This is a genomic window from Hydrogenibacillus schlegelii, from assembly GCF_001653195.1.
Lineage (GTDB): Bacteria > Bacillota > Bacilli > Thermicanales > DSM-22653 > Hydrogenibacillus > Hydrogenibacillus schlegelii.
In genome coordinates, this window is the sequence record NZ_JXBB01000063.1 from 32,598 (window position 1) to 57,878 (window position 25,281).

Here is a 25,281-nt window from a genome sequence, read left to right on the forward strand (position 1 = left end):
GAGGACGGAGGGGCGAGTCCGGAGGAGGGAAGATCGTGTTGGACCGAAAAGCCCTGCTCAGTTATTTCATTTTCGGCACGCCGGATACGAAGTACGATCCGATCTGGCTCCTGGAGCAGGCGATCGAAGGGGGCATCACCGCGTACCAGTTCCGGGAAAAGGGGCCCGGGGCGCTCACCGGCGAGGAGCGGCTCGCCCTCGCCCGGCGCCTCAGGGCGGTGGCCCGGCGGCACGGGGTGCTGTTTTTCGTCGACGACGATCCGGATCTGGCCCTCGAGGTCGAGGCGGACGGGGTGCATATCGGGCAGGAGGACGAGTCGATCGAGCGCGTGAGACAAAGGGTGGGGACGAAACTCCTCATCGGGGTCTCCACGACCACCTTGGAACAGGCCAAGCGGGCGGAGGCGGCGGGCGCGGATTACATCGGCGCCGGGCCGATCTTTCCGACGCAGACGAAGCCGGGGAAGCCGCCGGTCGGGCCGGAGCACGTGGCGCGCCTCCGGGAGGCGGGCATCGCGCTTCCGATCGTGGCCATCGGCGGCATCACGCCGGAGAACGCGGAAGGCGTCATGCGGCACGGCGCCGACGGCGTGGCGTACATCTCGGCGGTCGCCCGGGCCGACGAGCCGAAAAAGGCCGCCCGGGCGATCACCCGGGCGGCGGAGGCGGGGCTCGGGCCGCGCGGCGGCTGACGCCGGGCTCCGGACCGGCAAAAACCGGCGCCCGCAGGCGGCTTAAGCGATCCGCCGGATGAGGATGACGGCGTTCGTGCCGCTGGTGCTCAGGCTGAGCCCGAGGCCGGTCTGCACAAGCTGCAGTGCCCCCGGCGTCTTGGCCTCAAAGGCGACGGCGCCGCTCAAGTTGACGCCGGCCAGAAGGAGGCTGAAGGGGACGTCGTTCGGGTTCGGCGCGGCGGTCCCGCTGAACTGGACTTTGACCGTGCCGAGCAAGGTGGCGGCAACGGTGTACAGATAAAATTGCACGACATAGAAGCCGGGGCGCTGAATTGAAAACGTCGTGTCGTTCAGGACGACGATGTCGTCGCCGACCTGGACGCCGGGCGTGTTGAAGGACACCGGTTCGTTGACGCCGATGTTGAGGAGCCCGCCGACGTTGGAGCGGCTGAGAAATCCGAGGGGGGTGGGCGCTCCGCCTCCGTTTCCCGGCGGCGGGGGTTCCGACGGCTGCGGGCACTGACAGGTCACCGTCGGCTGGCACGTGGGATGGATGATGATCTTCAGTCCCCCGGTTTTCTTGGTCGGGACGACAATCTTTTTATGGCAACTCATGATGACACCTCCTTTCGCCGCCTGCGAATACGGTATGTCCGAGGGGAGCCGGACGCCGCGGCAAAGGAACAAGGCGGGCGCCCCATCCGCACGACGGCGGATAAGCGGTGGGCCCGCCGGTGCGGGGAGCGGCCGGGATGGTCCGGCCGGATGAGCCGGAAAGAGAGGAGCTCGGGTGGATGTCGGAATTCGGGGTGGCCGTGCTGCTCGGGGCGCTCGAAGGACTCACCGAGTTTTTGCCGATTTCGTCCACGGGGCACCTCATCCTCGTCGGGCACTGGCTCGGGTTTACCGGAGAATTGGCCAAGACGTTTGACATTTTTATTCAGCTGGGGGCGATCTTCGCCATCGTCGTGCTGTATTTCCGGCGGTTGGTCGGTTTTTTGACCGTGCCGGACCTTCGGGCCCGCCGGCTCAACATCGTCCACCTCGCCCTCGGCGTGCTGCCGGCGGCCGTCGCCGGCTTTTTTCTGCACGACTTTATCAAAAGCCGGCTGTTTTCGCCGCAGACGGTCGTCTACGGCCTCTTCGCGGGGGCGCTCTTGATGGCGGCGGCGGAATGGGTGGCCCGAAGGGGAGAGGCGAACGCCGGCATGCCGCGAGGGACGGAAGCGAACGCCGGCACGCGGCGGAGGCCGGGAAGCGCCGGACCGACGGCCCGGACGGTCGACGAGCTCACGTACGCTCAGGCGCTCTGGATCGGCCTTTTTCAGACGCTCGCCCTCTACCCCGGTTTTTCCCGGTCCGGGGCGACGATCAGCGGCGGGATTCTCGCCGGGGCATCCCGGGCGGCGGCGGCGGAGTTTTCTTTTCTCGTCGCCGTGCCGGTCATGTTCGGCGCCGTCGGCCTCGACCTCGTCAAAAGCTGGTCGATCATCCGGCCGGAGGACTGGGGCGTGCTCTTCGCCGGCTTCGGCACGGCGTTCGTCACGGCGATGCTGGCGGTGGTGACGTTTTTAAGGCTCCTCAAGCGCTACGGCCTCGGGCCCTTCGTCGTCTACCGCCTGCTCCTTGTGGCGGTGTTGTGGGGGGTGTTGGCCCGCCGGACGTAGGCGGCCGGCACCTTCGGCCGACCGCCGGCGGGCGCTTTTTCGCCCGGTCGTTCACCGATCTGTCACATTTTCTTCAGCCGGGCTTCAGCTTCCTTCGCTTCAATTGAGGGTGGACGGATTTCGAAGATCTCGGAACGGGAGGGGTGAGGCCGATGAAACGCATGAGCGGCAAGGCGGTCGTGCTGGCGTTTTTGGCCGGCGTGCTCTTTGCAAGCGGGTTCTGGCTCGGGAAAGTCGGCTCGCCGCTTCCATCGGCCGGGGCGTCGGCGATCGACGGGAAGGCGGCCGCCGCCGGCACCGTGGAAGGGAAGGCGGCCCTTCTTCCGGAGTCGACCGACAAAGGCCACAGCCTCATCGCCGAGATGGTGAAAAAGGCGGGGCCGGCGGTGGTGCGCATCGAGACGAAGATCCCCGCCCGGGGCGGGTCGACGGACGAGATGTTTTTCTTCGGGCCGTTTCCGTTTAGCGTGCCGGTGCCGAACCAGCCGAGCGGGTCGATCGGGTCCGGCTTTTTCATCTCGGAAGACGGGACGATTCTCACGAACAACCACGTCATCGACAAGGCGAGCGAGATCAAGGTCTACATGTCCGACCGGAAGACGCCGCTTACGGCCCATGTCGTCGGCCGGGATCCGGAACTCGACCTCGCGGTGCTGAAAGTGGACGGAAAGGGCCCATTTCCGTACCTTCCCCTCGGGGATTCGGACAAGATGGACGTCGGCGACTGGGTGGTGGCGATCGGAAACCCCTTCGGCCTGGATCATACGGTGACGGTCGGGGTGCTCTCGGCGAAGGGGCGGCCGCTTACGGTCGAGGGAAAGCAGTTTAAAAACCTCCTCCAGACCGACGCGTCGATCAACCCCGGAAACAGCGGCGGCCCGCTGCTCAACCTGAGCGGCGAGGTCATCGGCATCAACACCGCCGTGAGCGCCCAGGGGCAGGGGATCGGCTTTGCCGTCCCGAGCAATTCGGTGAGGGAAGTGCTGAATGACCTCCTCACGAAGGGGAAGGTCTCCCGGCCGTGGGTCGGGATCGGCGTGCAGGATTTCACGCCGGACATCGCCGACTACCTCGGCCTGCCGCGGTCGACGAAGGGGGCGCTCGTGTCGCAGGTGTTTGACGGAAGCCCCGCTCAGAAGGCGGGCCTTCGGCCCGGCGATGTGATCGTCCAGTTCGACGGCAAAGACGTCGCCGACGCCCAGACGCTCGTCGACCTGATCCAGCAGGCGAAAGTCGGCGAGGTGAAAAAGCTTCTCGTGAACCGCGGCGGCGAGCTCGTCCCGATCTCGGTCCGGATCGGCGAGAAGACGTATCAGTGATGGCCCCAAAAACCCCAAAAAAAAGCGCCCGGCCCCTTCCTCCGGTCGGGCGCTTCTTCTTTTGCGCAAACACGCGCTTTTTTGGGCGGAAACGGCGGAAACGCTTCTTTCGGCCGCCGGTCGCCGGCCGGGCCGGGACCCCGGCACGCTCCGTCGCCGCGCGTCGACGGGCGGCGTGGCGGGGGTCGAAGCGCGAAGCGGACGAAGGCCGCTTTTTCGGCGAGTGAAACGTGCGGGCGCCCGATGCCGCCGGTACAATGGGAAGCGAGGGGAGAAGAAGCGCTTCAGGGAGGGCGGCGGATCGGGCGTCGGTCGCTCGGCCGGCTTCCTTCGGCGCGCAGGCACGGAAAGGGGAGGACGATGGCGACGGTGCTTGTCGTCGACGACGATCCGAACATTCGCGCGATGCTCCTTCGGGCGCTCCGGTATGAAGGATACGATGTCACGGCGGCCGACGGCGCCGAGGCGGCCCGGGCGGCGTTTGCCCGCGGCGGCTTCGACGCGATCCTCCTCGACGTCCGGCTGCCGGACGGCGACGGATTTCGGCTCCTGGAAGCGTTCCGCCGGAGCGATCCGGCGGTGCCGATCCTCATGCTCACCGCTCGGGACGACGTCGAATCGCGCGTCCGGGGGCTCGATCTCGGCGCCGACGACTATGTGCCGAAGCCGTTTCATCTGTCGGAGCTCCTTGCCCGGCTCCGGGCGCAGCTTCGGCGCCGGGCGGTGCTGGCAAAAGGCGGGGTGCTCCGCTACGCCGACGTCGAGGTCGATCTCGGCGCCCGGAAGGCGAGTCGGGGCGGCCGGCCGATTCCGGTCACGGGCAAGGCGTTTGAGCTCCTCGTCTATTTTCTCGAGCATCCGGAGCAGGTGCTCGCCAAAGAGGCGATTCTCGCCCGCCTGTGGGGCCCGGAGGCGGACACCGGGCCGAACGCCGTCGAGGTGTACGTCGCCCAGCTCCGGCAGAAGCTCGAAGAGGGCGGCCGGCCGCGGCTCATCCACACCGTCCGAGGGGTCGGATATGTGCTTCGGGAGGACGGGCGATGACGCTCCGGGGACGGCTCGTGCTCGCGCTGTCGCTTTCGCTGGCAGCGCTTTTTGCCGCCGTCGGCGGCGGGCTGTACGCGTTTTTCTCCGCCCGGGAGGAGGCGGCGGTCGACGACGGCCTCCGGCGGACGGCGGCCGAGGTCCTCCGGTCGGTCCGAATCGAAGAGCCGCTCTTTTTCCCGTGGCAGGAAGTCGTCCTGCCGGACGTCGACGTTTTTACTTTTCCCAACACGTTGCTGGAAATTTTAAGCCCCGACGGCCGGGTCGTCGCCCGTTCGTCGGCGCTTCAGGGCGTCCGGCTGCCGCTTCCGGCGCCGGTGTTTGAGGCGGCCCTGGCCGGGCGGACGGTGACGGCGACCGCCGCCGTCCGGGGGCACCGGGTTCGCCTGCTGGCGGCGCCCCTCGTCGCCCGGGGACAGGCGGTGGGGGTCCTCGTCGTCGCCAGCACGCTCGACCCCCTCGAGCGGACGCTCGCCAACCTCCGGCTGGTGCTCGGCGGGAGCTTGGTGTTTTTGGTCGCCCTCGCGGCGCTGGTGACGTCGGCGGTGACCCGCCGGGAACTCCGCCCGCTGGAGGCCCTCGTGGCGACGGTCGCCGACATCGAAAGCGGCCGGGACTTAAGTCGCCGAGTGCCGAAGGGCGGGGCGCCGGCGGAGCTCGGGCGGCTCATCGATCAGCTGAACGCGATGCTCGGACGGCTGGAGGCGGCGTACGAAGCGCTGGCGGCGGCCCTCAAGGCGCAGCAACGCTTTGTCGCCGACGCTTCCCACGAGCTTCGGACGCCCCTTACGGCGATGCGGGGCAATCTGGAGCTTCTTGAGCGGATGCTCGCGGCGGGGACGCCCGTTTCGGACGTCCGGGACGTCGTGCGCGATCTTCGGGACGATGTGGAGCGGATGATCGCCCTCGCCGAGCGGCTTCTCGCCCTCGCCCGGGCCGACGCCGACCGCCGGGAGGCGATGGAGCCCTTCGCGGTCGGTCCGTGGCTCGCCGCCCTCATCGAGCGCCTCCGGCGCCGCTACGGCGCCGGAAAGCCCGCCGTGGCGGTGGAATTCGACTGCCCGGCGGCCGGGGCGGCCCCCGGGGCGGAGGCCGAAGCATCGGCGCGGACGGCGGACGGGCTCTTCCTGCCGGAATCCGAAGGGGCGGCGGGCCGGCTTCGCGGGCGTCCGGACGCCCTGGCGTCGGCGGTGGAGCTCCTCCTCGAAAACGCGCTCAAGTACACCGACCGGGGCCGGGTCCGGATCGTCTGCCGGGCGGCCGACGGGCGACTCGTTTTTCGGGTGGAAGATACGGGCATCGGCATCTCGCCGGACGACGTCCCGCACGTCTTCGAACGGTTTTACCGGGGAAAAAACGCCCTCGACCGGCCGGGGACGGGGCTCGGCCTTGCCATCGTCCGGGCGGTCGCCCGGGCCCACGGCGGCGACGTAACGATCGAGAGCGCCCCGGGACAGGGGACGGCGGTGACGCTCATGCTGCCGCTCGACGAAGCGGGCCCGCCGCCGGAGGCGCCGTCGGAGACGGCGCCGAAGGGGCCGCCCGGGCGGCACGGGCGCGATCCGACGTAAGACGCGCACCGATCGCCCCCGACCCCGGAAGCGTCGCCGGTCCGCCCCCCGGCGCAAACCGGGGCGCCTTTTTCCGCCTCCGTCCTTATCGGTCGGCCCCGGTTTGCCCCGCCGCCGGGGCCAGCGCGTCGGCGAGCTCGGCGTAGGCTCGGACGATCGCCTCAAGCCCCCGATCGAAAATCGCCAGGTCGAAATGTTCGTCGGGGGCGTGGATGTTGTCCGTCGTCAGGCCGAGGCCCATGAGGACGATCGGCGCGCCGAGGTGTCGCCGGAAGGGTTCGACGATCGGGATGGAGCCGCCCATCCGGATGAATGCCGCCGGCCGGCCGAAGGCCGCCTCGAGGGCCCGCGCCGCTGCCCGGATCGCCGGGTGGTCCGCCGGGGCGAGGTACGGCCGGCCGGCATCGAAGCGGCGGAGGTCGAGGACGACGCCCGGCGGCGCGTGGCGCCGGAGGTGGTCTTCGACGAGGTCGAGGATCCGCTCCGGGTCCTGGTCGGGGACGAGGCGGGCGCTCAGCTTGGCGCCGGCTTCGGCGGGGATGACGGTTTTGATCCCTTCGCCCTGAAAACCGCCGAAGAGGCCGTTCAGTTCCAGCGTCGGCCGGGCCCAGTTCCGCTCGAGGGGCGTAAAGCCCGCTTCGCCGAACAGGGCCGGAACGCCGAGCTCCGCCCGGAGAGCGTCCGCCGCCGGCGCCAAGGCGGCGATCTCCGCCCGTTCGGACGGGGGAAGCGGCCGGACGTCGTCGTAAAAGCCCGGCACGGCGACCCGGCCGTCGGCGTCGTGGAGCGTCGCGAGCAGGCGGACGAGGGCCTGCAGCGGATTGTGGACGATGCCGCCGTAGAGGCCGGAGTGGAGGTCGCTTTTTGGCCCCCGGACCCGGACTTCGAGGGCGGCCAGCCCGCGAAGGCCGACGGTGATCGCCGGTCGATCCGGCCCGAGCATCGTCGTGTCGGAGATGAGGACGGCGTCGGCGGCGAGTTCATGCCGGTGAGCCGCGAGGTACGGCTCGAGGTGGGGGCTTCCGATCTCTTCTTCGCCTTCGATGAGGACCTTGACGTTGAGCGGCAGCCGCCCCCAGGCGTCCCGGTACGCCCGGAAGACGGCAAGGTGCATCCAGACCGGGCCTTTGTCGTCGCTTGCGCCGCGGGCGTAGATCCGGCCGTCCCGGATGGCCGGGGCAAACGGCGGCGTCGTCCAGCGGTCTTCCGGGTCGACCGGCTGGACGTCGTAGTGGCCGTAGAAGAGGACCGTCGGAAGAAGCGGGTCGACGACGGACGAGGCGACGACGAGCGGGTGTCCCGCCGTCGGCTCCACCCGGGCGTCGGCAAAACCGGCCTCCCGGAGGGCGTCGGCGAGAAAGGCCGCCGTCCGGTCGACGTCGGCTTTGTGCACGGAAAGGGCGCTTACGCTCGGCAGGGCGAGAAACCGGAAGAGCCCGTCCAGGATGGCGTCCCGTTCCCGGCGGACGGCCTCCAGGACGGCGTTCAGCGGTGGGGTGAGCATGTTCGGACTCCTTTCGGCGAAAGCGTTCAGGTCGGGGCGCGTCCTTCCCGCCTCCGATCAGACGCTTCGCCGGTCGAGCGCCCCCGGCTCGACCGGCGCCTCGGGCGCAGCCGGTTCGGCGCCCCGGGCGTAAAACGCCGCCCGAAACCGTTCCCCGAGGGCTTTGGCCCGCCGGTCGGCGGCTTCGATCGCCGCCTCGACGAGCCGGAAAAACCCGCCGGCGTCTAAGACGTCGATCGCCGCTTCCGTCGTCCCGCCGGGCGACATGATCTTTTTTCGCAGCCCCTCCGGCGCTTCCGGAACCGCCGCCAGCATCGCGCCGGCGCCGATCACCGTCTCCCGGGCGAGGCGGGCCGAAAGCTCCGGCGACAGGCCGACGGCCGCCCCGGCGGCCGTCATCGCTTCGAGGAGGTAGTAGACGTACGCCGGGCCGCTTCCGGCGAGGGCGGTGACGGCGTCGAGGGCCGGCTCGTCGACTTCGACGACGGTGCCGACGGCCTCAAACAGGCGGACGGCCGCCCGGCGCCACGCCGGCGGGACGCCGGCCTCAAAGCTGATCGCGGTGACGGCCTTCCGGACGACGACGGAGGTGTTCGTCATCGCCCGGGCGAGGGGCGGGGTCGGCCCCAGGGCCGAACGGAGCGCCGCGAGGGGGATGCCGGCGGCGACGGAGACGGCGAGGGGCGCCCGGGTGAAGAGGGTCTTGTGTTCCCGTAGGGCTTCGGCGGCGTCGGCAGGCTTGACCGCAAGCACGACGAGCCCCGCCGGAAAGGCGGCGGTGTCCCGCCCGGCGTGGACGCCGAACCGCCGGCGGAAGTGTTCCAGTCGCCCGTCGTCGGCGCGGTTCGTGACGTAGATCGCGGTCGGATCGGCGCCGGCAGCCAGGAGTCCGGCGACGATCGCTTCGCTCACGGCGCCGGCGCCGAGAAAGATGAGGGGCGAATGGGCCCCGGCAGTCTCGGCATCGGTCGGCTCGGTCCGCACAGGGGGTCCTCCTTTCTTTTTTCACATTTTAACGGTTCCCGCCTATTTTGCCAAAGCCTTTCGCCGCCGTCTTTCGCCGCCGCCTTTCTCGGAGGCTTTTTTCCGGCCTCTTTCACCGCCGCCGACCCCCCTCGTTTTTCGCCGCCGCCGGCCGCCGAGGCCGTTCTTAGGGTGAGCCTGCCGACCCCGTCCGGATTGACAACCTTTTCCAGGTCCGGCCGGCTCCTTTTCTGGTATCCTCGAGCCGGCAGCGGTCAAAAACACCTCGGACGGGAGGGAGCGCATGTTCATCGGACCTGCCCGCACCGCCCGGTCGGTGCGGGCGATCGCCGTCTTCGCCTTCGGAGGAATCGTCGCCTTCGCCGCCCTCTTCGGCGCGTTCCCGCCCCTTGCGGCCGCCGCGCCGGCGGGGACGGCCGGCGCTATGGCGGACGGGCCTTCCGGCGCTCCGGCCGCCCCGACCGCGCCGTCTGCCGGAACCGCCGCTTCGTCCGTTCCGGCCGCGCCGTCCGCCGGGGCCGCCACACCGTCCGCCGCGGCCGCCGCACCGGCGGCGGTGCCGCTCCGGTTCGTCCTCGCGGAGAAGGCGCAGGCGTACCTCGGCGTGCCGTACCGCTTCGGCGCGACGTACGACCGCGACGGGAGCGGCGCGTTTGACTGCAGCGCGTTTGTTGAGCGGGCCTACGCCGACGTCGGCATCGACATCCCGCGGACGACGGCGAAGCAGGCGGCGTTCGGCCGGCCGGTGGCCAAATCGCAGCTTTTGATCGGCGACCTCGTCTTTTTCACGACGCGCAAGGACCGCAAGATGAACCACGTCGGCCTGTACCTCGGCCGGGGTCGCTTCATCCACGCCTCGCCGGCCGGCGGCCGCGGCGTGCAGATCTCGTCGCTTACGAGCGGCTACTGGAAAGACGCTTTCCTCTACGCCCGCCGGATCGACGCCGTGTTTCGCGCCCAGGCGCAGAGGTAAAACAGCGGCCGGAGGTGGCTCAACCGGTACGCCGCCCGGTCGCCCAGGAGGCGGAAAAGCTCCCGCCCCGGCTTCGTGTTCGCCTCGACGATGAAAAGGCGGCCCTCCGGATCGATGACGACGTCCAGGGCCACTTCGACGAGGGGGCCGAGGCCGGCTTCCAGCGCTTCGGCCGCCGCGGTGGCGAGTCGGAAGAGGTCGTGCTGAAGCGTTTCGGCGCGGGCGGGGGAAAACCGCCGCACCCGAAGGAGATAGGCGTTCAGGGGAAGGGCCCGGCCGCCCCGGGCGAGGTTGGTGACGAACCGGCGGCGGTCGTTGGTCCGCACGCCGGCGCCCGTCGGCCGGAAGACGCCGTCGGGCGTTTTTTGGACGAGCACCCGGACGTCGTAGACGCGGTCTCCGGCGGCGTGGGGGATGTAGCGCTGGAGAAGATGCCTCCCCGGCGGAAGGGCCCCGAGCGCCCGGCGAAGCGCCGAAGGCGGGGTGTCGCGGGGGATGCGGACGACGCCCCGGCCGCCGGTTCCGGCGCGGGGTTTGATGACGACGTCGCCGCCGGCGAGGAGCGCCTCGGCCGACGCTCTCGCCTCGGCGTCCCCCGTCCAGAGGATCGTCTCCGGAAGATGCGGCGCAAGCGGCGAGGCCCGGAGGATGCGATCGAGGCGCCACTTTTCGCTCCCGCCGCGGGACGGACTCGGCCAGCGGCCCGCCTTGCGGGCGGCGAGGTAGCGCCGGAAGGCGTCGGTCGGTTGGGTCCGGACGAAGTCGTACACCGCCTCCGGCATCGGGATCGTCGCCCGGCGAACGGATCGACCGGAAAAGAGGACGGCGCGGACCGTGCCGTCGGGACGGAGATCGTCCGGGGTAAAGGCGACGACGGCGATGCCGAACGGCCGGCCGAAGTCCGCGAGGCGCCGGGCAAAGGCGAGCGACGCCAGGGCCGAAGGGGCCGCGTCGGCCGGGGGGATCGGAGGGCCGGGCGGCGTCGGAACAAGGCCGCCGGCCTCGTCCCGGGCCCGGCGCAAGGTCAGAAAACCGAGATGGCACATCGTCGGGCCTCCTCCGGGTCGACCCGGCCGCCGCCGACGATCACCGTCGGGGGGAGGTCGTCGGCCGCCGGCGGGGCGACCAACAGGGGCGTAAGGCCGGCGGCCCGGGCGGCGGCGAGGCTCGGGCCGTTGTCGGCGCGGATCCGACCGTAGAGTTTTCCGAGATCCCGTAAGGCAGCGGCGAGGAGCGCCCGGCCGAGACCCCGGTTCCGGCGGCTTCGGTGCACGACGAGAAGGGAGGCCGCCAGGCCGTAGTCCAAGGCGGCCAGGACGCCGATCAGCCGCCCGCCGGAGCCTTCGCCGGGCCGGGGCTCGAGGGCCACGTAGACGGCAGTGCCGGGGGCGAGCCAGGCTTCCGGAGCGGTCCGGGCGATCCGACGGAGGGCGGCGGCGGTGATCCGCCGCTCGCCGTGCCGGCGAATGAAGCGAAGGAGCGTCCGGCGCCGGCGGAGGACGTCGGGCGGCGCGAGGCGGCGAAGGCGGATCACGGTCGCGCCTCCCCGGGCGGGACGGTTTTGACCGGCCCCGCCGGCGGGCGGCCGTCGCCCCTGGCCGCGGCGTCCGTCCCGGCGCCATTCGACCGGCGCCCGCTTCCGGCCGAAGCGCGGGGGCCGCCGCCTCCCGGTCCTCTCGGTCCGCCGCCCGGGCGATGGGCCCGGCCGGCGGCCGCAAAGTGCCGCACCGTGTCAAAAAACGCCGACCGCCACCGGCGCTCGATCGCCGTTTCGTCAAACGCCATCGGCTTCGCGTTGGCTTCGAGCAGCCACGGCTCGCCGTCCTCCGCCAATGCGAAGTCGAACGAAAGCTCGCCGAGGCTGAGAGCGAACGTCCGATCGAGGGCTTCGGCGGCGATGAGCGCCTGAAAACGCGTTCGCTCCACAATCCGGGCCGCCTCCGCCGGAGAAAAGAGCGTTTCGAGCAGCGGCCGGACGGGAGCGATCCGACCGCCCCGGGGAACGTGGGTCGTCGGGGCGCCGGGCCGGCCGACGCGGGCGCCGATGCCGGTGAGGCGGAAGCGCCCGCCGGATCTTTTTTGCACGAGCACCCGGAGGTCGACGGCGGCCCCATCGAGGAACACCCGCCGGACGGCCCGCTGAAGGAGCATCGGCCGCCGCCGGGCTTCTTGAAAGAGGGCTTGGGCCAGCGCGCCGGCGTCGGCATAGTGCCGGCGGGTCTTAGTCCCGATGACCCAAAACGTTCCGCCGTCTTCCCGGACGAAGGCGACGCCGTCGCCCATCCGGCCGGAGACGGGCTTGACGTAAAACGGCCCGCCGATCCAGCGCCGGACGTCTTCCGGCGCCGTGAGGCGTTCCGTATGGGGCAGGTGAAGGCGCGGCCGGAGCGGGGCGAAGCGGACGTACTGCGTCCATTTATCGATGAAGCGCGGATTGAACACGGCGCCGCCGGTGAGGAGCGAAAGTTCCGCCAAAAGCCGGCGGTGTTTGGCTTCGAGCTCCGGCGTCGGCAGGCGGTTGTAGATGACGTCGAAGGCGGAGAGGGTGACCCGCTTGGGGTCGCCGTCCAAAAAGAGCGGCACCGCCTGATAGGTCCGCCGATCGACGTCGATCCATTCCGGAAGGACGGCGTACACGAAGACGTTTTCCTGAAGCCCGTGCCGGGCCAGCCGCCTGTAGCGGCCGCCGAAGCGAAACGCTCGGGCGCCGGACGGCGTCGCCGTGAGGATGCCGACGGTGAGTGCCGGCTTCACGCGGGTCCCTCCTTTTTCTCCCCCGAAGCGCCGGCGGGAAAGCCGGCCAGGCGGATGAGGGCGGCGATGAGCTTGAACCGCCGGAGGCGAACGAGGTGCCGGTCGCGGCCGAAAGCCGCCTGGCCGGGTTTGGCGTTCGCCTCGAACAGCCACAGGCGGCCGTCTTCGTCGACGCCGAGATCGAGGCCGAGTTCGATGAGCGGCTGTCCGGTGGCGTGCTCCAGCTTTTCCGCGACGGCGCGGCCGAACTGCAGGAGGGCCAGCCTTAAGCCCACGGCCTGCTCGCCGAAGTGCCGGCCGAGGACCGCTCCGGCGTCGTCCAGCCGGCCGCCGTACGCGAGGTGGGTCGTGACGCCGGCTTCCCCGGCGACCTTGGCCGCCAGCACGATCGGATGCCAGCGGCCGTCCTCGCCTTTGGCGAGGTGCAGCCGGAAGTCGACCGGCCGGCCGCCTTCGGCGATGAGGGGGATGCCCTGCTGGGCGATATACGATCGAAGCCGCCCGGGGGGAAAGGCCTGTCGCAAAAAGCGCCGGAGCGACGTCACCCGCCGAAGGCGGGGCCGCCCGCCGAGGTAAAACCGGGCGACGATCTCCGGCCCGTCGCGGTCGAGGCGGATGATGCCGCGCCCTTTGGCCCCTTCGGCGGGTTTCAGGTAGACCCGTCGGTGTCGGGCGAGGAGATCGGCGACGTCGGCTTCATCCGGGGCGAGAATCGTCTCCGGGAGGTTCGGGCGGATTTCCGGGTAGGCGATGAGGTCGAGATAGACGTCCCATTTGTGAAAGTACGAGGCGTTGACGATCGGCGCCCGGCTCAAGGCATACCAGCGGTCGATGATCCCTTCCCGTTCGAGCTTTTGCTCCAGGCGGCGGGAGGGGATTTTGTTGTAGACGACGTCCGGAAGCGGCACCGCCGCCGACCGGGGTCCGCGTTCGGTCCAGACGAGGGCCGGGACCCGAAGCCGCGCCCAGTCGACGTCCCGGAGATCGAAGACGGCAAACGGGACGTCCGGCCGAAGGCGGGCGAAGGCTTCGAGGAGGGCCCGCATTCGTCGCGCCGGTCCGGCGGTGGCGATGCCGATGAGCGGCCCGAAGCGCAGGATGCCGCCGTCCCGGAGGGCGAACAGCCGGGCACCCGGCCAGAGGCCGAGGGTGCCGAGGAGGGCCGGGCTCGCCGCCACGACCCGGCGGGCGCCGGGGCCGCGTAGGCGTTTCAGTTCGGCGACGGCGGCGGCGTGGCCGAAACGGACGACGGCCGTCCGTTCCGTGCCGGCGGGGAGGGCGGCCGGCGGGAGGGCGAGCCAGAGGTCCGGACCGCTCGCCGGGCGGACGACGAAGGGACCGAACGGCGCTGAGTCCTGGGGCATCGAGCGATCGCCTTCTTTCTTGCTGCAAGATCATCCGATAGGCTCATCGGGCGGCGTAGGGCGGGCCTCGCCGTCCTCCGGCGGGCGGCCGGCGCTCCGGGCGAACCGGGCGAGGGCCGTCCGGAGGAGCGCCTCGGCGGCTTTCTCATATCGGGCGGGGCCGTACGCCTGAAGGAGGCCCGCCCGCCCGGGCTTGCCGTTTACCTCGAGCAGCCAGAGGCGCCCTTCCCGATCGAGGCCGACGTCGAGGCCGAGCTCGATCCGGCCCGGATCACCGGAAAAGACATCGGCGACCGCCCGGGCGAGGCGGGTGAGGGCCGGCCGCAGGGAAAGGAGCTCCGGCCGCCCGAGGCGCCGGGCAGCGGCGTCCGGGGGAAGCGCCGCGCCGCCCAGCTTGAGGTTCGACGCCACGTCCCCCGGCCGGCCGAGGCGGACGTAGTCGTCGACGCGGATCCGCTCTCCGCCGCCGGCGGTCTCCCACTGAACGAGGAGGCGGAGGTCAAACGGCTCGCCGCCGGCGTCGGTCAGCGAAAGCCGCTCCTGGACGATCGCCCGCCCGAGGGCCGGCGCAAGAAACGCAAAAAGCGCCGCCCGGTCGGAAAAGGTCCGAACGACCGGCCGGAGCCGCCCGTCCCGCCCTCGCGCCCGGTAAGGGGGCACAAGCCGGAGGGCGACGACGCCGGCGCCGAAGGCGCCGGCGCGGGGCTTGACGACGACCTCCGGAACGCCGAGGGCGAAGACGTCTTCCGGAACGTCGAGGCGCCGCTGGGCCGGAAGGTGCGGCCGGAGGGCGGGATGGCGGTTAAGCCGGACGTACTGGCCCCATTTGTCCGGAAGCGGCCGACCGATGACGAAGGCGCCGGCGGCCGCGAGCGCCGTCCGAAGGCGCCGGGCGTCTCCCCGCCGGCCGCCGGGGCACGGTCCGGTCCGGTCGTAGACGAGGGCGCCCCGAAGCTCCGAAAGCTGCCGGAAGACGTCCGGCCCGGCGAGGCGTTCCGCCTTAAGGTCCAGCTTCCGGGCCGCCGCGAGGACCGCCGCGGCGTAGCGCGGCTCGGCGATCCCCGCCGGACCGGCGTCGGGGCAAGGCGTGTACAGAAAGAAAAAGCGCATGGCCGCCGACCGCCTCCTTTCGACGTCGGTTCCGGCGCCCGGGCGCCGGAAATCGATCGATCGTCCGCGGTCATCCCGGGAAGCGCCCGGCCCCCTCGGGGACGGGCCCCGGCCGCGGTCGGCGCCGGCGTTTCGCCGCGCCGGGCGCTCCGGTCTTAGGGCGGTCCGGCGGGCGTCCACCAGCGGACGAACGCCCGGGCCAGGGCGCGGGCGCTCGGTCGGATGCCGCCGCCGCCCGGGCCGCGTTTGGACGGCTTGGCGTTCACCTCGATGATCCAGAGGCGCCCGGCGGCATCGAGGCCGATGTCGACGCCGAGCTCGAGCAAAGGTCCGGCCTCCGCCGTTCGTCGCTGAAGCCACCGGGCCGCCTCCCGGGCAAGGCGCTTCATCGCCGAAAGGGCGGGCACCGGCTGACCTTCCGCCAGGCGCCGTAAGGCCTCGGTCGCCGGCAGGAGGATGCCCGCCTGCGCCAGGTTGGTCAGGAAATGGCCGGGCGGTCCGAGGCGGGCGACCGCCGAAACGACCCGAAACGTTCCCGGCGCCTCCTGCACGACGAGGAGGCGAAAATCGACCGGCCGACCGTCGAGGCGGGCCAGCCGGAGATCCGGCTGGACGACATACCGCCTCTCACCCCTCCGGCGCCGGAGGAAACGGGTCAGGGCGGCCGTCGGAACGCGGACGCCGAGAAGCGGGGAGCGGGCGGAAAAAGCGATCGCTTCGTCCCCCCGCCGCTCGAGGCGCCAGATGCCCCGCCCTTCGGAACCGTATTCCGGTTTGACAAACCACGCCACGGCCGGGCGCCCGGCGGCGGGCGCTTCCCCGGCGAAAGCCCCCCCGGGCCCGCCGATGTCCGACGGAAGCGTCTCCGCCGCGGCACGGGCCCCCCCGGGTTTCGCGCCGGCCGGATCGCCTTCGGCATCCCCTTGGTCGGGCGGAACACCGGCGGGAACGCCGGATCCGGCCGCGCCCCCGGCCGCCTCGCCGCTTTCGGCATCGCCGCCGGCGGCCTCTTCGCCGACGTCCGGCGGCCCCGCTTCCGCGGCCCCGGGGGCGCCTGAAAGCGGAAAACCGCCGGCTTCCGGCCGGAGGAGCGCCGTCGGCGGCAGATGGCGGCTGAGAGGGGTATCGGAAAGCGCTTCGTAGACGGCCCATTTGCTCAAAAACCGGGTGTGAAACACGATCGCGCCCCGCGCCCGCCACGCCGCCGTCCAGCGGTCGGCCACCGCCCGCTCCGCCCGGCGCGAGCGAAGGCGCGGCACGATGGCGTTGGGCGGAGGCCGCCGGCCGTAGCGCCACCCGGCGGGGGTGAGCGCCCAGCCGGACGCGGCCGGCGCGCCGGGGTCGAGGGCGCTCGGCTCCGTCAGGTAGACGAAGGCGCCGACCGCCTGGGCCGCCCGGGCGAGCTCGACGAAAAAGGGGGCCCGAGGGTCGTCTTCCGGCCGCGTCCGGCCGTCGGTGACGACGGCGACGACCGGGCCGGCGAAAAGGAGGGAGCCCGAACGGACGAGGGTCAGGATCGCCGGCTCGGTCCACGCCAACGCTTCCGCCACCGCCGGGGCGAGCCGGAGGGCGGCCGCCTCCTCGGGTTCGCCGGCCGGGGAAAGGGCGGCTTCTTGGCCGAGGCAGGTGACGGGGATCGGCAGGGTGCCGCCGATGGCGAGCGCCTTCGGCGGTTCGGCGGCCGTCGGGTCGGGGCGCCTTCGGGCGCCTCCGGGCAGGACGAGGCAGGCCAAGCCGGAGGGCAGGGCAGGGTCGACGAGCACGCGTGCGCGCAGACGGTCCACCGGCATCCCCACTTCCTGTCATCGCCTTGGCATCGTATGCACCGGCCGGTGGGCCGGTGCCGGCGGTCGATCGGTTTACGGGGGGGCGTCGGTTCCGGTACAATAGCCGTAAGGCCGGCCATCATTCGGAGCATCGGCAGCGAGGGCCTCCGCCCTCCCGCCTGCTCAACAAGGAGGTCTCCCCGATGGAAATCCGTTATCACGGCCATGCGACGGTGGAGCTCGTCATCGGCGCCACCCGGGTGTGGATCGACCCCTTCCTCACGGGCAACCCGCTGGCGGACGTCGCCGCCCCGGCGGCCGAAGCCGACTACATCCTCCTCACCCACGGCCACAGCGACCACACCGCCGACGTCCTGGCGCTGGCGAAAAAGCGCGGCGCGACCGTCGTGGCGACGTACGAGCTGGCGAGCCTCTTCGGCGCCCAAGGCGTCGAGATTCATCCGATGAACCTGGGCGGCGCGCACCGCTTTCCGTTCGGCACCGTCCGCCTGGTGCCGGCGTTTCACAGCTCGTCGGTCGAGGGGCCGGACGGCCGTCCGGTGTATGCCGGCATGCCGGCAGGGCTCATCGTCGAAGCCGAAGGGAAGACGCTCTACCACGCCGGCGACACGGCGCTTTTCGGCGACATGAAACTCATTGGCGAGCTGTACCGGCCGGATGTCGCCTTTTTGCCGATCGGCGACAACTTCACGATGGGCCCGGCGGAGGCGGTCGTCGCCGCCGAATGGCTCGGCAAGCCGCTCGTCGTCCCGATCCACTACAACACTTTCCCCGTCATCCGGCAGGATGCGGACGCCTTCATCCGGCTCCTCGCCGAACGGGGGATTGAAGGGCGGGCCCTTCGTCCGGGCGAGCAAATCACCTTGTAAAAAATCACCTTATGATTGGCCCGTCCGATTTTGGCCCGTCCTATCCGCGCCGCCGCCGGCATACGCTGGCAAAAGGCGGCCCGGCGTCTGGCCCGGCGCCGGTCCGCCGTCTTTTCCCGCGTCGGAAAGAAAGGAGGAAGCGGCGGTGCGAACGTGGACGACGGTCAAAGGGGCGTTCGTCGGGCTCCTCATCCTCGCGTGGGCCGGGTTTTCCGGCATCTGGCAGGCGACTCCCCGGGGTCGGGGGTTTGCCGCGCTCTGGCTGGCGGTGGCCCTTTTGGCCCTCGGCGGCCACCTCGTGGCCCTCCGCCGGGACGCTGCCGTCCGGGAAGCCCGGGCCCGCCTCAAGGCCGCCCGCGCGGCGATGAAGCGGCGGCCGGCCCCCGCCGGCGTCCGCCGGCCGGGGGGATGACGAAGCGGCGGAGGCAGCGATGGCGACCAAGCATGTGCAGATTTTAAAGTACATTGAAGACCTGCCGGTCGGGGAAAAAATCTCCGTCCGGCAGGTCGCGCGAGCCCTCGGCGTGAGCGAGGGGACGGCCTACCGGGCGATCAAAGAGGCGGAGTCCCTCGGCCTGGTCAGCACGATCGAACGGGTCGGGACGATCCGCATCGAAAAAAAGCGCCGCGAGACGATGGAGATGCTCACCTTCGCCGAGGTCGTCTCCATCGTCGACGGCGTCGTCCTGGGCGGCCGGGAAGGGCTGCACAAGCGGCTCAACAAATTCGTCATCGGCGCGATGAAGCTCGACGACATGATGAAATACGTCGAGCCGGGAAACTTGCTCATCGTCGGCAACCGCGACGAGGCGCACCGGATGGCCCTGCTCGCCGGGGCGGCGGTGCTCATCACCGGCGGTTTTGACGCCAAGGAGCAGACGAAGCGGCTCGCGGACGAGCTCAAGCTCCCCCTCATCTCGTGCTCGTACGACACGTTCACCGTCGCGTCGATGATCAACCGGGCGATCTACGACAATCTGATCAAAAAAGAGATCCTGCGGGTCGAAGACGTGATGATCCCCCGGGATCGGACGATCTACGTGTCGCTTTCGGACGACGCGGGGGCGGTCATGCGCCTGTCGCAGGAGACGGGGCACCATCATTTTCCCGTCGTCGACGATGACGGCGTCGTCCACGGCGTCGTCTCGTCGCGGGATGTGATCGGCCGCGATCCGGAGACGCCCCTTCGGGAGATCGTCCGGCCGGAGGTGACGTGCGCCCGGCCCCACTACACGCTCGCCGCTTCCGCCCACGCGATGGTCTGGGACGGGATCCACCTGATGCCGGTCGTCGACGGCGAGCGTCGCCTCGTCGGCGTCCTCACGCGAAAGGACGTCCTGAAGGCGATGCAGACGCTCCAGAAGCAGCCGCAGGTCGGCGATACGTTCGACGACCTGATGTTTGCCCACCTGAGCGACGAGTCGTTCGGCCGGGCCGAAGCCCGGTTTTCCGCCCGCATCGTGCCGCAGATGTCGAACCGGTTCGGCGTGCTTTCGAACGGCGTCCTCACGAACCTCATCCTCGAGGCGGCCCGCCGGGCCCTCAAAGGGGCTTTCCGCGGCGACTACGAAATCGAAGATGCCCACGTCTTCTACCTCCGGCCGATCTCGATCGACGGCCGGATCGACATCGCCGTGGCCTTCATCGATGCCGGCCGGAAGACGGTGCAGCTCGAGGCGGACGTCCAGGCCGAAGGCCGGCGGGCCGCCAAGGCGTACGTCCGGGCCCACCTCTGGGAAGGGTGAGCGCTCCGGCGTCACGGTCCTTCTTTTTGTTCGACGGCGACGTAGAGGACGAGCGTCGGCGCGACGATGAGCCCTTTCAGGCGGACGACGTACGTTCGGCCGTCGACGTCGACCGCCCGCCGGTCGAACGCCCGGAAGAGGACGTCGCCGGCGTCGGCGACGTCGGCGATGCTTTTGCCGATGAGGAAGCGGGCGTCGGCGAGGAGGTGCCGGCGGAGCGCCTGCTCGACCCGGGCGCTCTCGAGGGGCTCGAGGCGGATGTCGACGTCCTTGACCCGCACCCGCCGATCCCAGGCGCCGTTTTCGTCCTCCGCCTTGGCCAGCCGCTCGGCGAGGTGGGCGTTTTCGGTGATCAGCCGCGCCCGTTCCAGGGTGAGGCGGTTCAGCTCACCGCCGACTTCGAGGAGCATGAACAGAGCGCCGACGAGGAGGCCGAAGACGAAGGCGGTCAGCCTGCGCCGCTCCTCCGCCGTCGGCCGTCGGGGCAAAAGCACCGCCGCTCCTTCCTTTCCGCACCCGTTTCCGGATCCGGTCCGACGCTGCCGAATCCGTTCCGAGGCCATCCCCATCCGGTTCCGTGCCCTGATCGCCGCTTTCCTCCCCCCGGCCCCCTTCGGGTCCGCCCGCGCTAGCGGCGGTCGACGGCGGCGAGGAGGAGGGCGGCGGCGGCCTGGGCGCCAAGGAGGGCGCTGGCGAGATAAAAGAGCTGCTTGACGAGGGACGACGGCTGGCCGCCCAAAAACCCCTCTTCGATCCCGCGGAGGGCGGTGAACGCCCCGCCGATCGCCGCGATGACGGCCCAGAGCTTGAGCTCGCCGGCGACTTCTTTCATCAGTTCGAACGGCGCCTGTCGGGTGAGGACGCCGGCGAGGCCGGCGAACAGGCTTCCGCCCAGCGTGATGCCGAAGGCGATGAAAAAGACGGTGATCAGGCGGCTCACGGCGCGCGCCTCCTTTCGGGCGCCGGACGTCGTTTCATCCGTATGCAGGCCGGTCCCCGCCCATACGTCCGCAGGGGGGAGTTCGCGGTGTCGACGTTTGTGCATCTCCACGTCCACACGGAATACAGCCTGCTCCAGAGCACCGTCCGCGTCGGGGCGCTCCCGGAAGCCGTCCGGGCCCGAGGGATGAGCGCCGTCGCCATCACCGACCATGGGGTCCTCTCCGGCTGGGTGCCGTTCGTCCACGCCTGCCGGGCGGCCGGCGTAAAGCCGATCCTCGGGATGGAGCTTGCGGTGGCGCTCGACGACGGCGAGACGGCCCACGTCGTCCTCCTCGCCGACGGCGAAGCGGGCTACCGCTCCCTCGTCCGCCTGTCGACCCTCGCCCAACTCCATCCGGCAACCGACCGGCCGAGCGTGACGAAAGCGGCGCTCGCCGACCACGCCGAGGGGCTCGTCGCTTTAAGCGGCGGACCGGAGGGGGAGGTCGGCCGGCTTCTCGTGAAGGGCGACCTCCCCCGGGCGGCCCAGGCGGCCCTCTGGTACCGGAACGTTTTCGGCCCCGACGGCTTTTACCTCGAGCTTACGGACCACGGCACGCCGGAAGAACAAAAGCTCATCGCCTACAGCGTCGAGCTCGGCCGGCGCCTCGGCCTCCCCCTTGTGGCGACGAACGACGTCCGGTATCTTGACGAGGCGGAAGCGCCGGTCGTCGACGTGCTTCTGGCCATCGCCGCCGGGACGAAGCTCGCCGACCCGCTTCGGCCGCGGCTTCCCGGCCGGGGCTACGACCTCGCCGCGCCGGAGGCGTTTTTCGGCCGGCGGGCCTGGCCGAAGGAGGCGCTTCAAAACGCCGTCCGCCTCGCGGAGCGGCTTTCGGCGCATCTTCCGGACGGAACGCCGAAACTCCCGCGGTTTCCCGTGCCGCCGGAAGACGGCCGGGACGCGGCCGGGCTGCTCCGGACGCTGGCGGAAGAAGGCCTCCGGCGTCGCTTTGGCGCGCCGTCCGCCGCGGCCCGGGCGCGCCTCGACCACGAGCTCGACGTCATCGTCCGGATGGGGTTCAGCGACTACTTTCTCATCGTCGCCGACGTCGTCGCGTACGCCCGGCGCCGGGGGATCGCCGTCGGGCCCGGGCGCGGCTCGGCCGCCGGGAGCCTCGTCGCCTACGCCCTCGGCATCACCGACGTCGATCCCCTCCGGTATGACCTCCTCTTCGAGCGCTTTTTGAACCCGGAGCGGAGAAGCCTCCCGGACATCGACATCGACTTCGCCGACGACCGGCGGGAAGAGGTGCTCGCCTACGTCCGGGAAAAATACGGCGCCGACCGCGTCGCCGGCATCGGCACGTTCGGCACGATGGCGGCCCGGATGAGCCTCAGGGACGCCGGAAGGGCGCTCGGCCTTTCGCCGACGGACATCGACCGGCTGGCGAAGCGCATCCCGGCGCAGCCGGGGGCGACGCTCGAGGCGGCCCTCCGGGACGATCCGGCCCTCCGGGCGGAAGGGGAAAAAAATCCGGACATCCGGAGGCTTTTCGACATCGCCCGGCGGATCGAAGGCCTGCCGCGGCACGTCTCGACCCACGCCGCCGGCATCGTTCTCGCGCCGGAGCCGCTGGACGGCCTCGTGCCGCTTTTTCCCGGCGCCGGCGGCGCGGTGACGCAGTTTCCGATGGAAGACTTAGAACGCCTCGGCCTCGTCAAGATGGACTTCCTCGGCCTCCGGAACCTCTCCCTCCTCGACCGGACCGTCCGGTCGCTCTCCCGCGCCGGCGTCGCCGAGATCGACCTCCGGACGCTTTCCCTCGACGATGCGGAGACGTACCGGATGCTCGCCCGAGGGGAGACGGACGGCGTCTTTCAGCTGGAGTCGCCGGGGATGCGGCGGCTCCTCGTCGAGCTTCGGCCGAGCGCCTTCGACGACCTCGTCGCCGCCATCGCCCTTTACCGGCCGGGCCCGATGGACCAGATTCCGGCGTACCTTCGGGCGAAGCGCCGCCCGGAGGCGGTCCGCTATCCCCACCCGGCCCTTCGGCCGATCCTCGAGCCGACGTACGGCGTCATCGTCTACCAGGAGCAGATCATGCGGATCGCCGAGGCCCTCGCCGGCTACACCCTCGGCGAGGCGGATCTTCTCCGGCGGGCGGTGGCGAAAAAAGACCGCTCCGCCCTCGAGGGAGAGCGGACGCGGTTTGTCGAGCGGGCCGTCGGGCGGGGGGTGCCGAAGGCCGAGGCGGAGGCCGTCTACGACCTCATCGTCCGCTTCGCCGACTACGGCTTCAACAAAAGCCACGCCGTCGCCTACGCCCTCATCGCCTATCAGACGGCGTACTTGAAGGCCCACCATCCGCTGTATTTTTACGCCGAACTTTTAAACAGCGTCGTCGGCGACGCCGACAAGACGGCCGCCTATCTCGACGCCGCCCGCCGGGCAGGGATCCGGCTCCTCGGGCCGGACATCAACGCCTCCGCCGCCCTCTTTCGCGTCGAAGGCCCGTGGATCCGCTTCGGCCTTCTGCCCGTCAAAAACGTCGGCCGGCAGGCGGCGGAGGCGATCGAGCGGGCCCGGGCGGACGGGCCGTTTCGCTCCCTGGTCGACTTCCTCGTCCGGGTCGATGCCCGGGCCGTAAGCCGCCGGGTCGTCGAGGCCCTCATCGTGGCCGGGGCCTTCGACGCCCTCGCCGGTGGCCGGGCCAACCGGGCGAAGCTCCTCGCCGGCCTCGATGAAGCGTACCGCCGGGCGGACGCCCTCCGCGAGACCGCCGGGCAGGGGGCGCTGTTTGCCGACGACGGGGCGCCGGAAGAGGCGTTCGAGGCCGCCCGGGCGGTCGATCCGTATTCCCCCGAGGAACTCGCCCGCCTCGAGCGGGAGGCCCTCGGCGTCGTCCTCGGCGAACACCCGCTTCATCGCTTTATGCCCGTTCTCCGGCATCCGTCGGTGACGCGTCTCGCGGCCCTTTCCACCCACCGGCCGGACGAACGGGTCCGCGTCGCCGCCGAGCTCGTCGCCGTCCGGCCCCGGACGACCCGCCGCGGCGAACCGATGGCGTCCTTGTTCCTCGACGACTTAACCGCCCGCCTGTGGGCCGTCGTCTTTCCGGAGGCGTACCGGCTGCTCCGGGAGGCGCTCCGGCCCGGGGCGCTCTACCTCTTCCGGGGGAGGGTGCTCCACGACGGCGAGGCCGTCCGGCTTGCCGTCGACGACGCCCGTCCCCTCGACGACGTCGCGCGGCGCCTCGCCCTGTCCGCCGCCGACGGCGAGGGCCGGCGGGCGGTGTTCGTCCGGGTGCGGGAGGCCGATCGCGTCACCGGCAAGCTTGAAGCGCTCCGGCGGCTTCTTCTCGACCATCCCGGGGAAAGCCCCGTCTTCCTCGTCGACGAGCGCCGGGGCGTCCGGATGCTCCCCGAGCGGTACGCCGTGACCCCCTCCTTGACCTTTTTAAAGGCCGCCCGGGCCCTCTTCGGCCCGGACGGCGTCGCCCTCCGCCCGGCGCCGGACGACGCCCGGCGCCGGTAAGGCGCCGGACGCCGGTGGCGGCCGGCGATCGAATTGGTTTAAAATGAAGGCACCATCGCCAGCCTATGAAGGAGCGAAGCCCCGTTATGATGGACATGCGCCTCGCCGCCCTCCGGCTGCACCGGGAAAACGGCGGCAAGCTCGCCGTCCGACCGAAAGTGCCGCTCCGATCGTCGGCGGATCTGTCCCTCGCCTACTCGCCGTGGGTCGCCGAACCGTGCAAGGAGATTTACGAGGACGTCGAGCGGGTCTACGACTACACGATCAAGCAAAACCTCGTCGCCGTCATCTCCGACGGGACGGCCGTCCTCGGCCTCGGCAACATCGGCCCCGAGGCGGCCCTGCCGGTGATGGAGGGGAAGGCGCTTTTGTTTAAGGCGTTTGCCGACATCGACGCCTTTCCCCTCGTCGTCGACGGCGACTCCGTCGACGCCTTCGTCGACCTCGTGACGCGCCTTGCACCGACGTTCGGCGGCATCAACCTCGAAGACATCGCCGCGCCGAAGTGCTTCGAAATCGAGGAGCGGCTCAAAAAGCGCCTCGACATTCCCGTCTTTCACGACGACCAGCACGGGACGGCGATCGTCACCCTGGCGGGGCTCATCAACGCCCTCCGGCTCGTCGACAAGACCTTTCCGGACATCCGGGTCGTCGTCAGCGGCGCCGGCGCCGCCGGCGTGGCCATCGTACGGCTTCTCCTGTCGGTCGGCGTCCGGCACATCATCCTGGTCGACACCAAGGGAATCCTCTACGAAGGCCGGACCGTCGGCATGAACCCCATCAAAGAGGAGATTGCCCGGCTCACGAACCGCTCCCGCCGGACGGGGGGCCTCGCCGAAGCCCTCGAGGGCGCCGACGTCTTCATCGGCGTTTCCGTCGGCGGCTCCCTCACGAAAGCCATGATCGCGCGGATGAACGAGCGGCCGATCATCTTCGCCCTCGCCAACCCGGTGCCGGAGATTATGCCGGAAGAGGCCCTCGCCGCCGGCGCGGCGGTCGTCGGCACCGGCCGGTCCGACTACCCGAACCAGGTGAACAACGTCCTCGCCTTCCCGGGCCTGTTCCGGGGCGCCCTCGACGTCCGGGCGACGACGATCAACGAAAAGATGAAGGTCGCCGCCGCCCGCGCCATCGCCGAGCTCATCCCGCCGGAAGCCCTCCGGCCGGACTACGTCATCCCGTCGCCGTTCGACGAGCGGGTCGCGCCGGCCGTCGCCCGGGCGGTCGCCCGGGCGGCGATGGAAACCGGCGTCGCCCGCCGGCGGAAAGACCCGGAGGCGATCTACCGGGACACCTTCGACCGCGTCCGTCGCCTCCGGCAGGCGTGGGACGCGGGGCGGGACCTCGGCCCGCTTCCGCCGCCGGCCGAGCCGCCGGAAGGGGGCGCCTGGGCCGGCGATGCGCCGTTCGGCCCGGGAGGAAGCGATCCCCGAGGCTCGGGCGCGAACGAAAGCCGG

General features: G+C 70.9%; 21 protein-coding genes and 1 pseudogene. 11 read left to right on the plus strand and 11 right to left on the minus strand.

Translation table 11 applies throughout. The features are described from left to right. Positions 1-35: 35 nt before the first annotated feature. Positions 36-692 carry a thiamine phosphate synthase gene (thiE, locus tag SA87_RS11615; protein ID WP_066203439.1) on the plus strand — a complete coding sequence of 219 codons (657 nt, stop codon included), beginning with the start codon at positions 36-38 and terminating at the stop codon, positions 690-692. Between the two features lie 42 nt (positions 693-734). Here thiE and SA87_RS11620 read toward each other — a convergent pair whose 3' ends face one another. Further along, positions 735-1,289 carry a BclA C-terminal domain-containing protein gene (locus SA87_RS11620; protein ID WP_066203442.1) on the minus strand — a complete coding sequence of 185 codons (555 nt, stop codon included), beginning with the start codon at positions 1,287-1,289 and terminating at the stop codon, positions 735-737. Between the two features lie 179 nt (positions 1,290-1,468). Between SA87_RS11620 and SA87_RS11625 the strand changes: the two genes are divergently transcribed. The 4 genes from SA87_RS11625 to SA87_RS11645 all read left to right on the plus strand — a co-directional run bounded on the left by SA87_RS11625 (position 1,469) and on the right by SA87_RS11645 (position 6,275). After that, entirely contained in the window at positions 1,469-2,341 is an 873-nt protein-coding gene (locus tag SA87_RS11625; protein WP_066203657.1) for an undecaprenyl-diphosphate phosphatase, read from the plus strand. 152 nt (positions 2,342-2,493) lie between these two features. Further along, positions 2,494-3,660: a S1C family serine protease gene (locus tag SA87_RS11630; protein WP_066203445.1), complete on the plus strand. Its 1,167-nt coding sequence runs from the start codon at positions 2,494-2,496 to the stop codon at positions 3,658-3,660. Positions 3,661-4,020: 360 nt separating this feature from the next. After that, entirely contained in the window at positions 4,021-4,704 is a 684-nt protein-coding gene (locus tag SA87_RS11640) for a response regulator transcription factor (protein ID WP_066203450.1), read from the plus strand. After that, complete coding sequence (locus SA87_RS11645; protein WP_066203453.1) at positions 4,701-6,275, plus strand: sensor histidine kinase; 1,575 nt, start codon at positions 4,701-4,703, stop codon at positions 6,273-6,275. The genes SA87_RS11640 and SA87_RS11645 overlap by 4 nt, the downstream gene beginning before the upstream one ends. 85 nt (positions 6,276-6,360) lie before the next feature. Here SA87_RS11645 and SA87_RS11650 read toward each other — a convergent pair whose 3' ends face one another. Together SA87_RS11650 and proC are read right to left on the minus strand one after the other, a co-directional pair. Continuing rightward, positions 6,361-7,779 (minus strand): dipeptidase, encoded by a 1,419-nt coding sequence (locus SA87_RS11650; RefSeq protein WP_245637730.1) that lies wholly within the window; start codon positions 7,777-7,779, stop codon positions 6,361-6,363. A gap of 57 nt (positions 7,780-7,836) precedes the next feature. Next, the gene (proC, locus tag SA87_RS11655; RefSeq protein ID WP_066203456.1) at positions 7,837-8,763 is read right to left on the minus strand and encodes a pyrroline-5-carboxylate reductase; all 927 of its coding nucleotides are present in this window, start codon (positions 8,761-8,763) and stop codon (positions 7,837-7,839) included. Between the two features lie 283 nt (positions 8,764-9,046). Between proC and SA87_RS11660 the strand changes: the two genes are divergently transcribed. Beyond that, positions 9,047-9,736: a C40 family peptidase gene (locus SA87_RS11660; protein ID WP_066203459.1), complete on the plus strand. Its 690-nt coding sequence runs from the start codon at positions 9,047-9,049 to the stop codon at positions 9,734-9,736. Here the strand turns inward: SA87_RS11660 and SA87_RS11665 are convergent. The 6 genes from SA87_RS11665 to SA87_RS11690 form a co-directional block, all read right to left on the minus strand. Continuing rightward, positions 9,688-10,782: a YheC/YheD family protein gene (locus SA87_RS11665; protein WP_066203462.1), complete on the minus strand. Its 1,095-nt coding sequence runs from the start codon at positions 10,780-10,782 to the stop codon at positions 9,688-9,690. The genes SA87_RS11660 and SA87_RS11665 overlap by 49 nt on opposite strands. Continuing rightward, entirely contained in the window at positions 10,761-11,270 is a 510-nt protein-coding gene (locus tag SA87_RS13620) for a GNAT family N-acetyltransferase (RefSeq protein ID WP_066203465.1), read from the minus strand. Before SA87_RS13620 ends, SA87_RS11665 begins: the two co-directional genes overlap by 22 nt. Then, positions 11,267-12,490 carry a YheC/YheD family protein gene (locus SA87_RS11675; protein ID WP_066203468.1) on the minus strand — a complete coding sequence of 408 codons (1,224 nt, stop codon included), beginning with the start codon at positions 12,488-12,490 and terminating at the stop codon, positions 11,267-11,269. Before SA87_RS11675 ends, SA87_RS13620 begins: the two co-directional genes overlap by 4 nt. Continuing rightward, complete coding sequence (locus tag SA87_RS11680; RefSeq protein WP_066203471.1) at positions 12,487-13,854, minus strand: YheC/YheD family endospore coat-associated protein; 1,368 nt, start codon at positions 13,852-13,854, stop codon at positions 12,487-12,489. Before SA87_RS11680 ends, SA87_RS11675 begins: the two co-directional genes overlap by 4 nt. 30 nt (positions 13,855-13,884) lie before the next feature. Continuing rightward, the gene (locus SA87_RS11685; RefSeq protein WP_066203473.1) at positions 13,885-14,964 is read right to left on the minus strand and encodes a YheC/YheD family protein; all 1,080 of its coding nucleotides are present in this window, start codon (positions 14,962-14,964) and stop codon (positions 13,885-13,887) included. A 155-nt stretch (positions 14,965-15,119) separates the two neighbouring features. Continuing rightward, positions 15,120-16,754, minus strand: a complete 1,635-nt coding sequence (locus SA87_RS11690) for a YheC/YheD family protein (protein WP_245637736.1) — start codon at positions 16,752-16,754, stop codon at positions 15,120-15,122. Positions 16,755-16,933: 179 nt separating this feature from the next. On the opposite strand from SA87_RS11690, the gene SA87_RS11695 reads away from it, so the two are divergent. The 3 genes from SA87_RS11695 (at position 16,934) to SA87_RS11705 (ending at position 19,365) form a co-directional block, all read left to right on the plus strand. Beyond that, positions 16,934-17,620, plus strand: a complete 687-nt coding sequence (locus SA87_RS11695; protein ID WP_066203479.1) for a metal-dependent hydrolase — start codon at positions 16,934-16,936, stop codon at positions 17,618-17,620. A gap of 145 nt (positions 17,621-17,765) precedes the next feature. Then, the gene (locus SA87_RS11700; RefSeq protein WP_066203482.1) at positions 17,766-18,032 is read left to right on the plus strand and encodes a hypothetical protein; all 267 of its coding nucleotides are present in this window, start codon (positions 17,766-17,768) and stop codon (positions 18,030-18,032) included. A 19-nt stretch (positions 18,033-18,051) separates the two neighbouring features. Next, positions 18,052-19,365: a DRTGG domain-containing protein gene (locus SA87_RS11705; RefSeq protein WP_066203485.1), complete on the plus strand. Its 1,314-nt coding sequence runs from the start codon at positions 18,052-18,054 to the stop codon at positions 19,363-19,365. Positions 19,366-19,376: 11 nt separating this feature from the next. Here the strand turns inward: SA87_RS11705 and SA87_RS11710 are convergent, their stop codons facing one another. Both SA87_RS11710 and SA87_RS11715 read right to left on the minus strand, forming a co-directional pair. After that, entirely contained in the window at positions 19,377-19,859 is a 483-nt protein-coding gene (locus tag SA87_RS11710) for a sporulation membrane protein YtrI (RefSeq protein WP_156516548.1), read from the minus strand. A 134-nt stretch (positions 19,860-19,993) separates the two neighbouring features. Continuing rightward, positions 19,994-20,305 carry a YtrH family sporulation protein gene (locus SA87_RS11715; RefSeq protein WP_066203492.1) on the minus strand — a complete coding sequence of 104 codons (312 nt, stop codon included), beginning with the start codon at positions 20,303-20,305 and terminating at the stop codon, positions 19,994-19,996. Between the two features lie 87 nt (positions 20,306-20,392). Here SA87_RS11715 and dnaE point away from each other — a divergent pair, with 87 nt between their 5' ends. Then, complete coding sequence (gene dnaE / locus SA87_RS11720; protein ID WP_066203495.1) at positions 20,393-23,824, plus strand: DNA polymerase III subunit alpha; 3,432 nt, start codon at positions 20,393-20,395, stop codon at positions 23,822-23,824. Positions 23,825-23,910: 86 nt separating this feature from the next. Then, positions 23,911-25,119: pseudogene (locus SA87_RS11725) on the plus strand (NAD(P)-dependent malic enzyme); the annotation flags it as partial. Between the last annotated feature and the right edge of the window lie 162 nt (positions 25,120-25,281).

Excerpts from the sequence above, each read along its gene's own strand:
- SA87_RS11620 (WP_066203442.1), bottom strand. The coding sequence starts at position 1,289 with ATGAGTTGCCATAAAAAGATTGTCGTCCCGACCAAGAAAACCGGGGGA.
- SA87_RS11625 (WP_066203657.1), top strand. The coding sequence starts at position 1,469 with ATGTCGGAATTCGGGGTGGCCGTGCTGCTCGGGGCGCTCGAAGGACTC.
- SA87_RS11630 (WP_066203445.1), top strand. The coding sequence starts at position 2,494 with ATGAAACGCATGAGCGGCAAGGCGGTCGTGCTGGCGTTTTTGGCCGGC.
- SA87_RS11640 (WP_066203450.1), top strand. The coding sequence starts at position 4,021 with ATGGCGACGGTGCTTGTCGTCGACGACGATCCGAACATTCGCGCGATG.
- SA87_RS11645 (WP_066203453.1), top strand. The coding sequence starts at position 4,701 with ATGACGCTCCGGGGACGGCTCGTGCTCGCGCTGTCGCTTTCGCTGGCA.
- SA87_RS11650 (WP_245637730.1), bottom strand. The coding sequence starts at position 7,779 with ATGCTCACCCCACCGCTGAACGCCGTCCTGGAGGCCGTCCGCCGGGAA.
- SA87_RS11660 (WP_066203459.1), top strand. The coding sequence starts at position 9,047 with ATGTTCATCGGACCTGCCCGCACCGCCCGGTCGGTGCGGGCGATCGCC.
- SA87_RS11665 (WP_066203462.1), bottom strand. The coding sequence starts at position 10,782 with ATGTGCCATCTCGGTTTTCTGACCTTGCGCCGGGCCCGGGACGAGGCC.
- SA87_RS11680 (WP_066203471.1), bottom strand. The coding sequence starts at position 13,854 with ATGCCCCAGGACTCAGCGCCGTTCGGTCCCTTCGTCGTCCGCCCGGCG.
- SA87_RS11685 (WP_066203473.1), bottom strand. The coding sequence starts at position 14,964 with ATGCGCTTTTTCTTTCTGTACACGCCTTGCCCCGACGCCGGTCCGGCG.
- SA87_RS11690 (WP_245637736.1), bottom strand. The coding sequence starts at position 16,754 with ATGCCGGTGGACCGTCTGCGCGCACGCGTGCTCGTCGACCCTGCCCTG.
- SA87_RS11695 (WP_066203479.1), top strand. The coding sequence starts at position 16,934 with ATGGAAATCCGTTATCACGGCCATGCGACGGTGGAGCTCGTCATCGGC.
- SA87_RS11705 (WP_066203485.1), top strand. The coding sequence starts at position 18,052 with ATGGCGACCAAGCATGTGCAGATTTTAAAGTACATTGAAGACCTGCCG.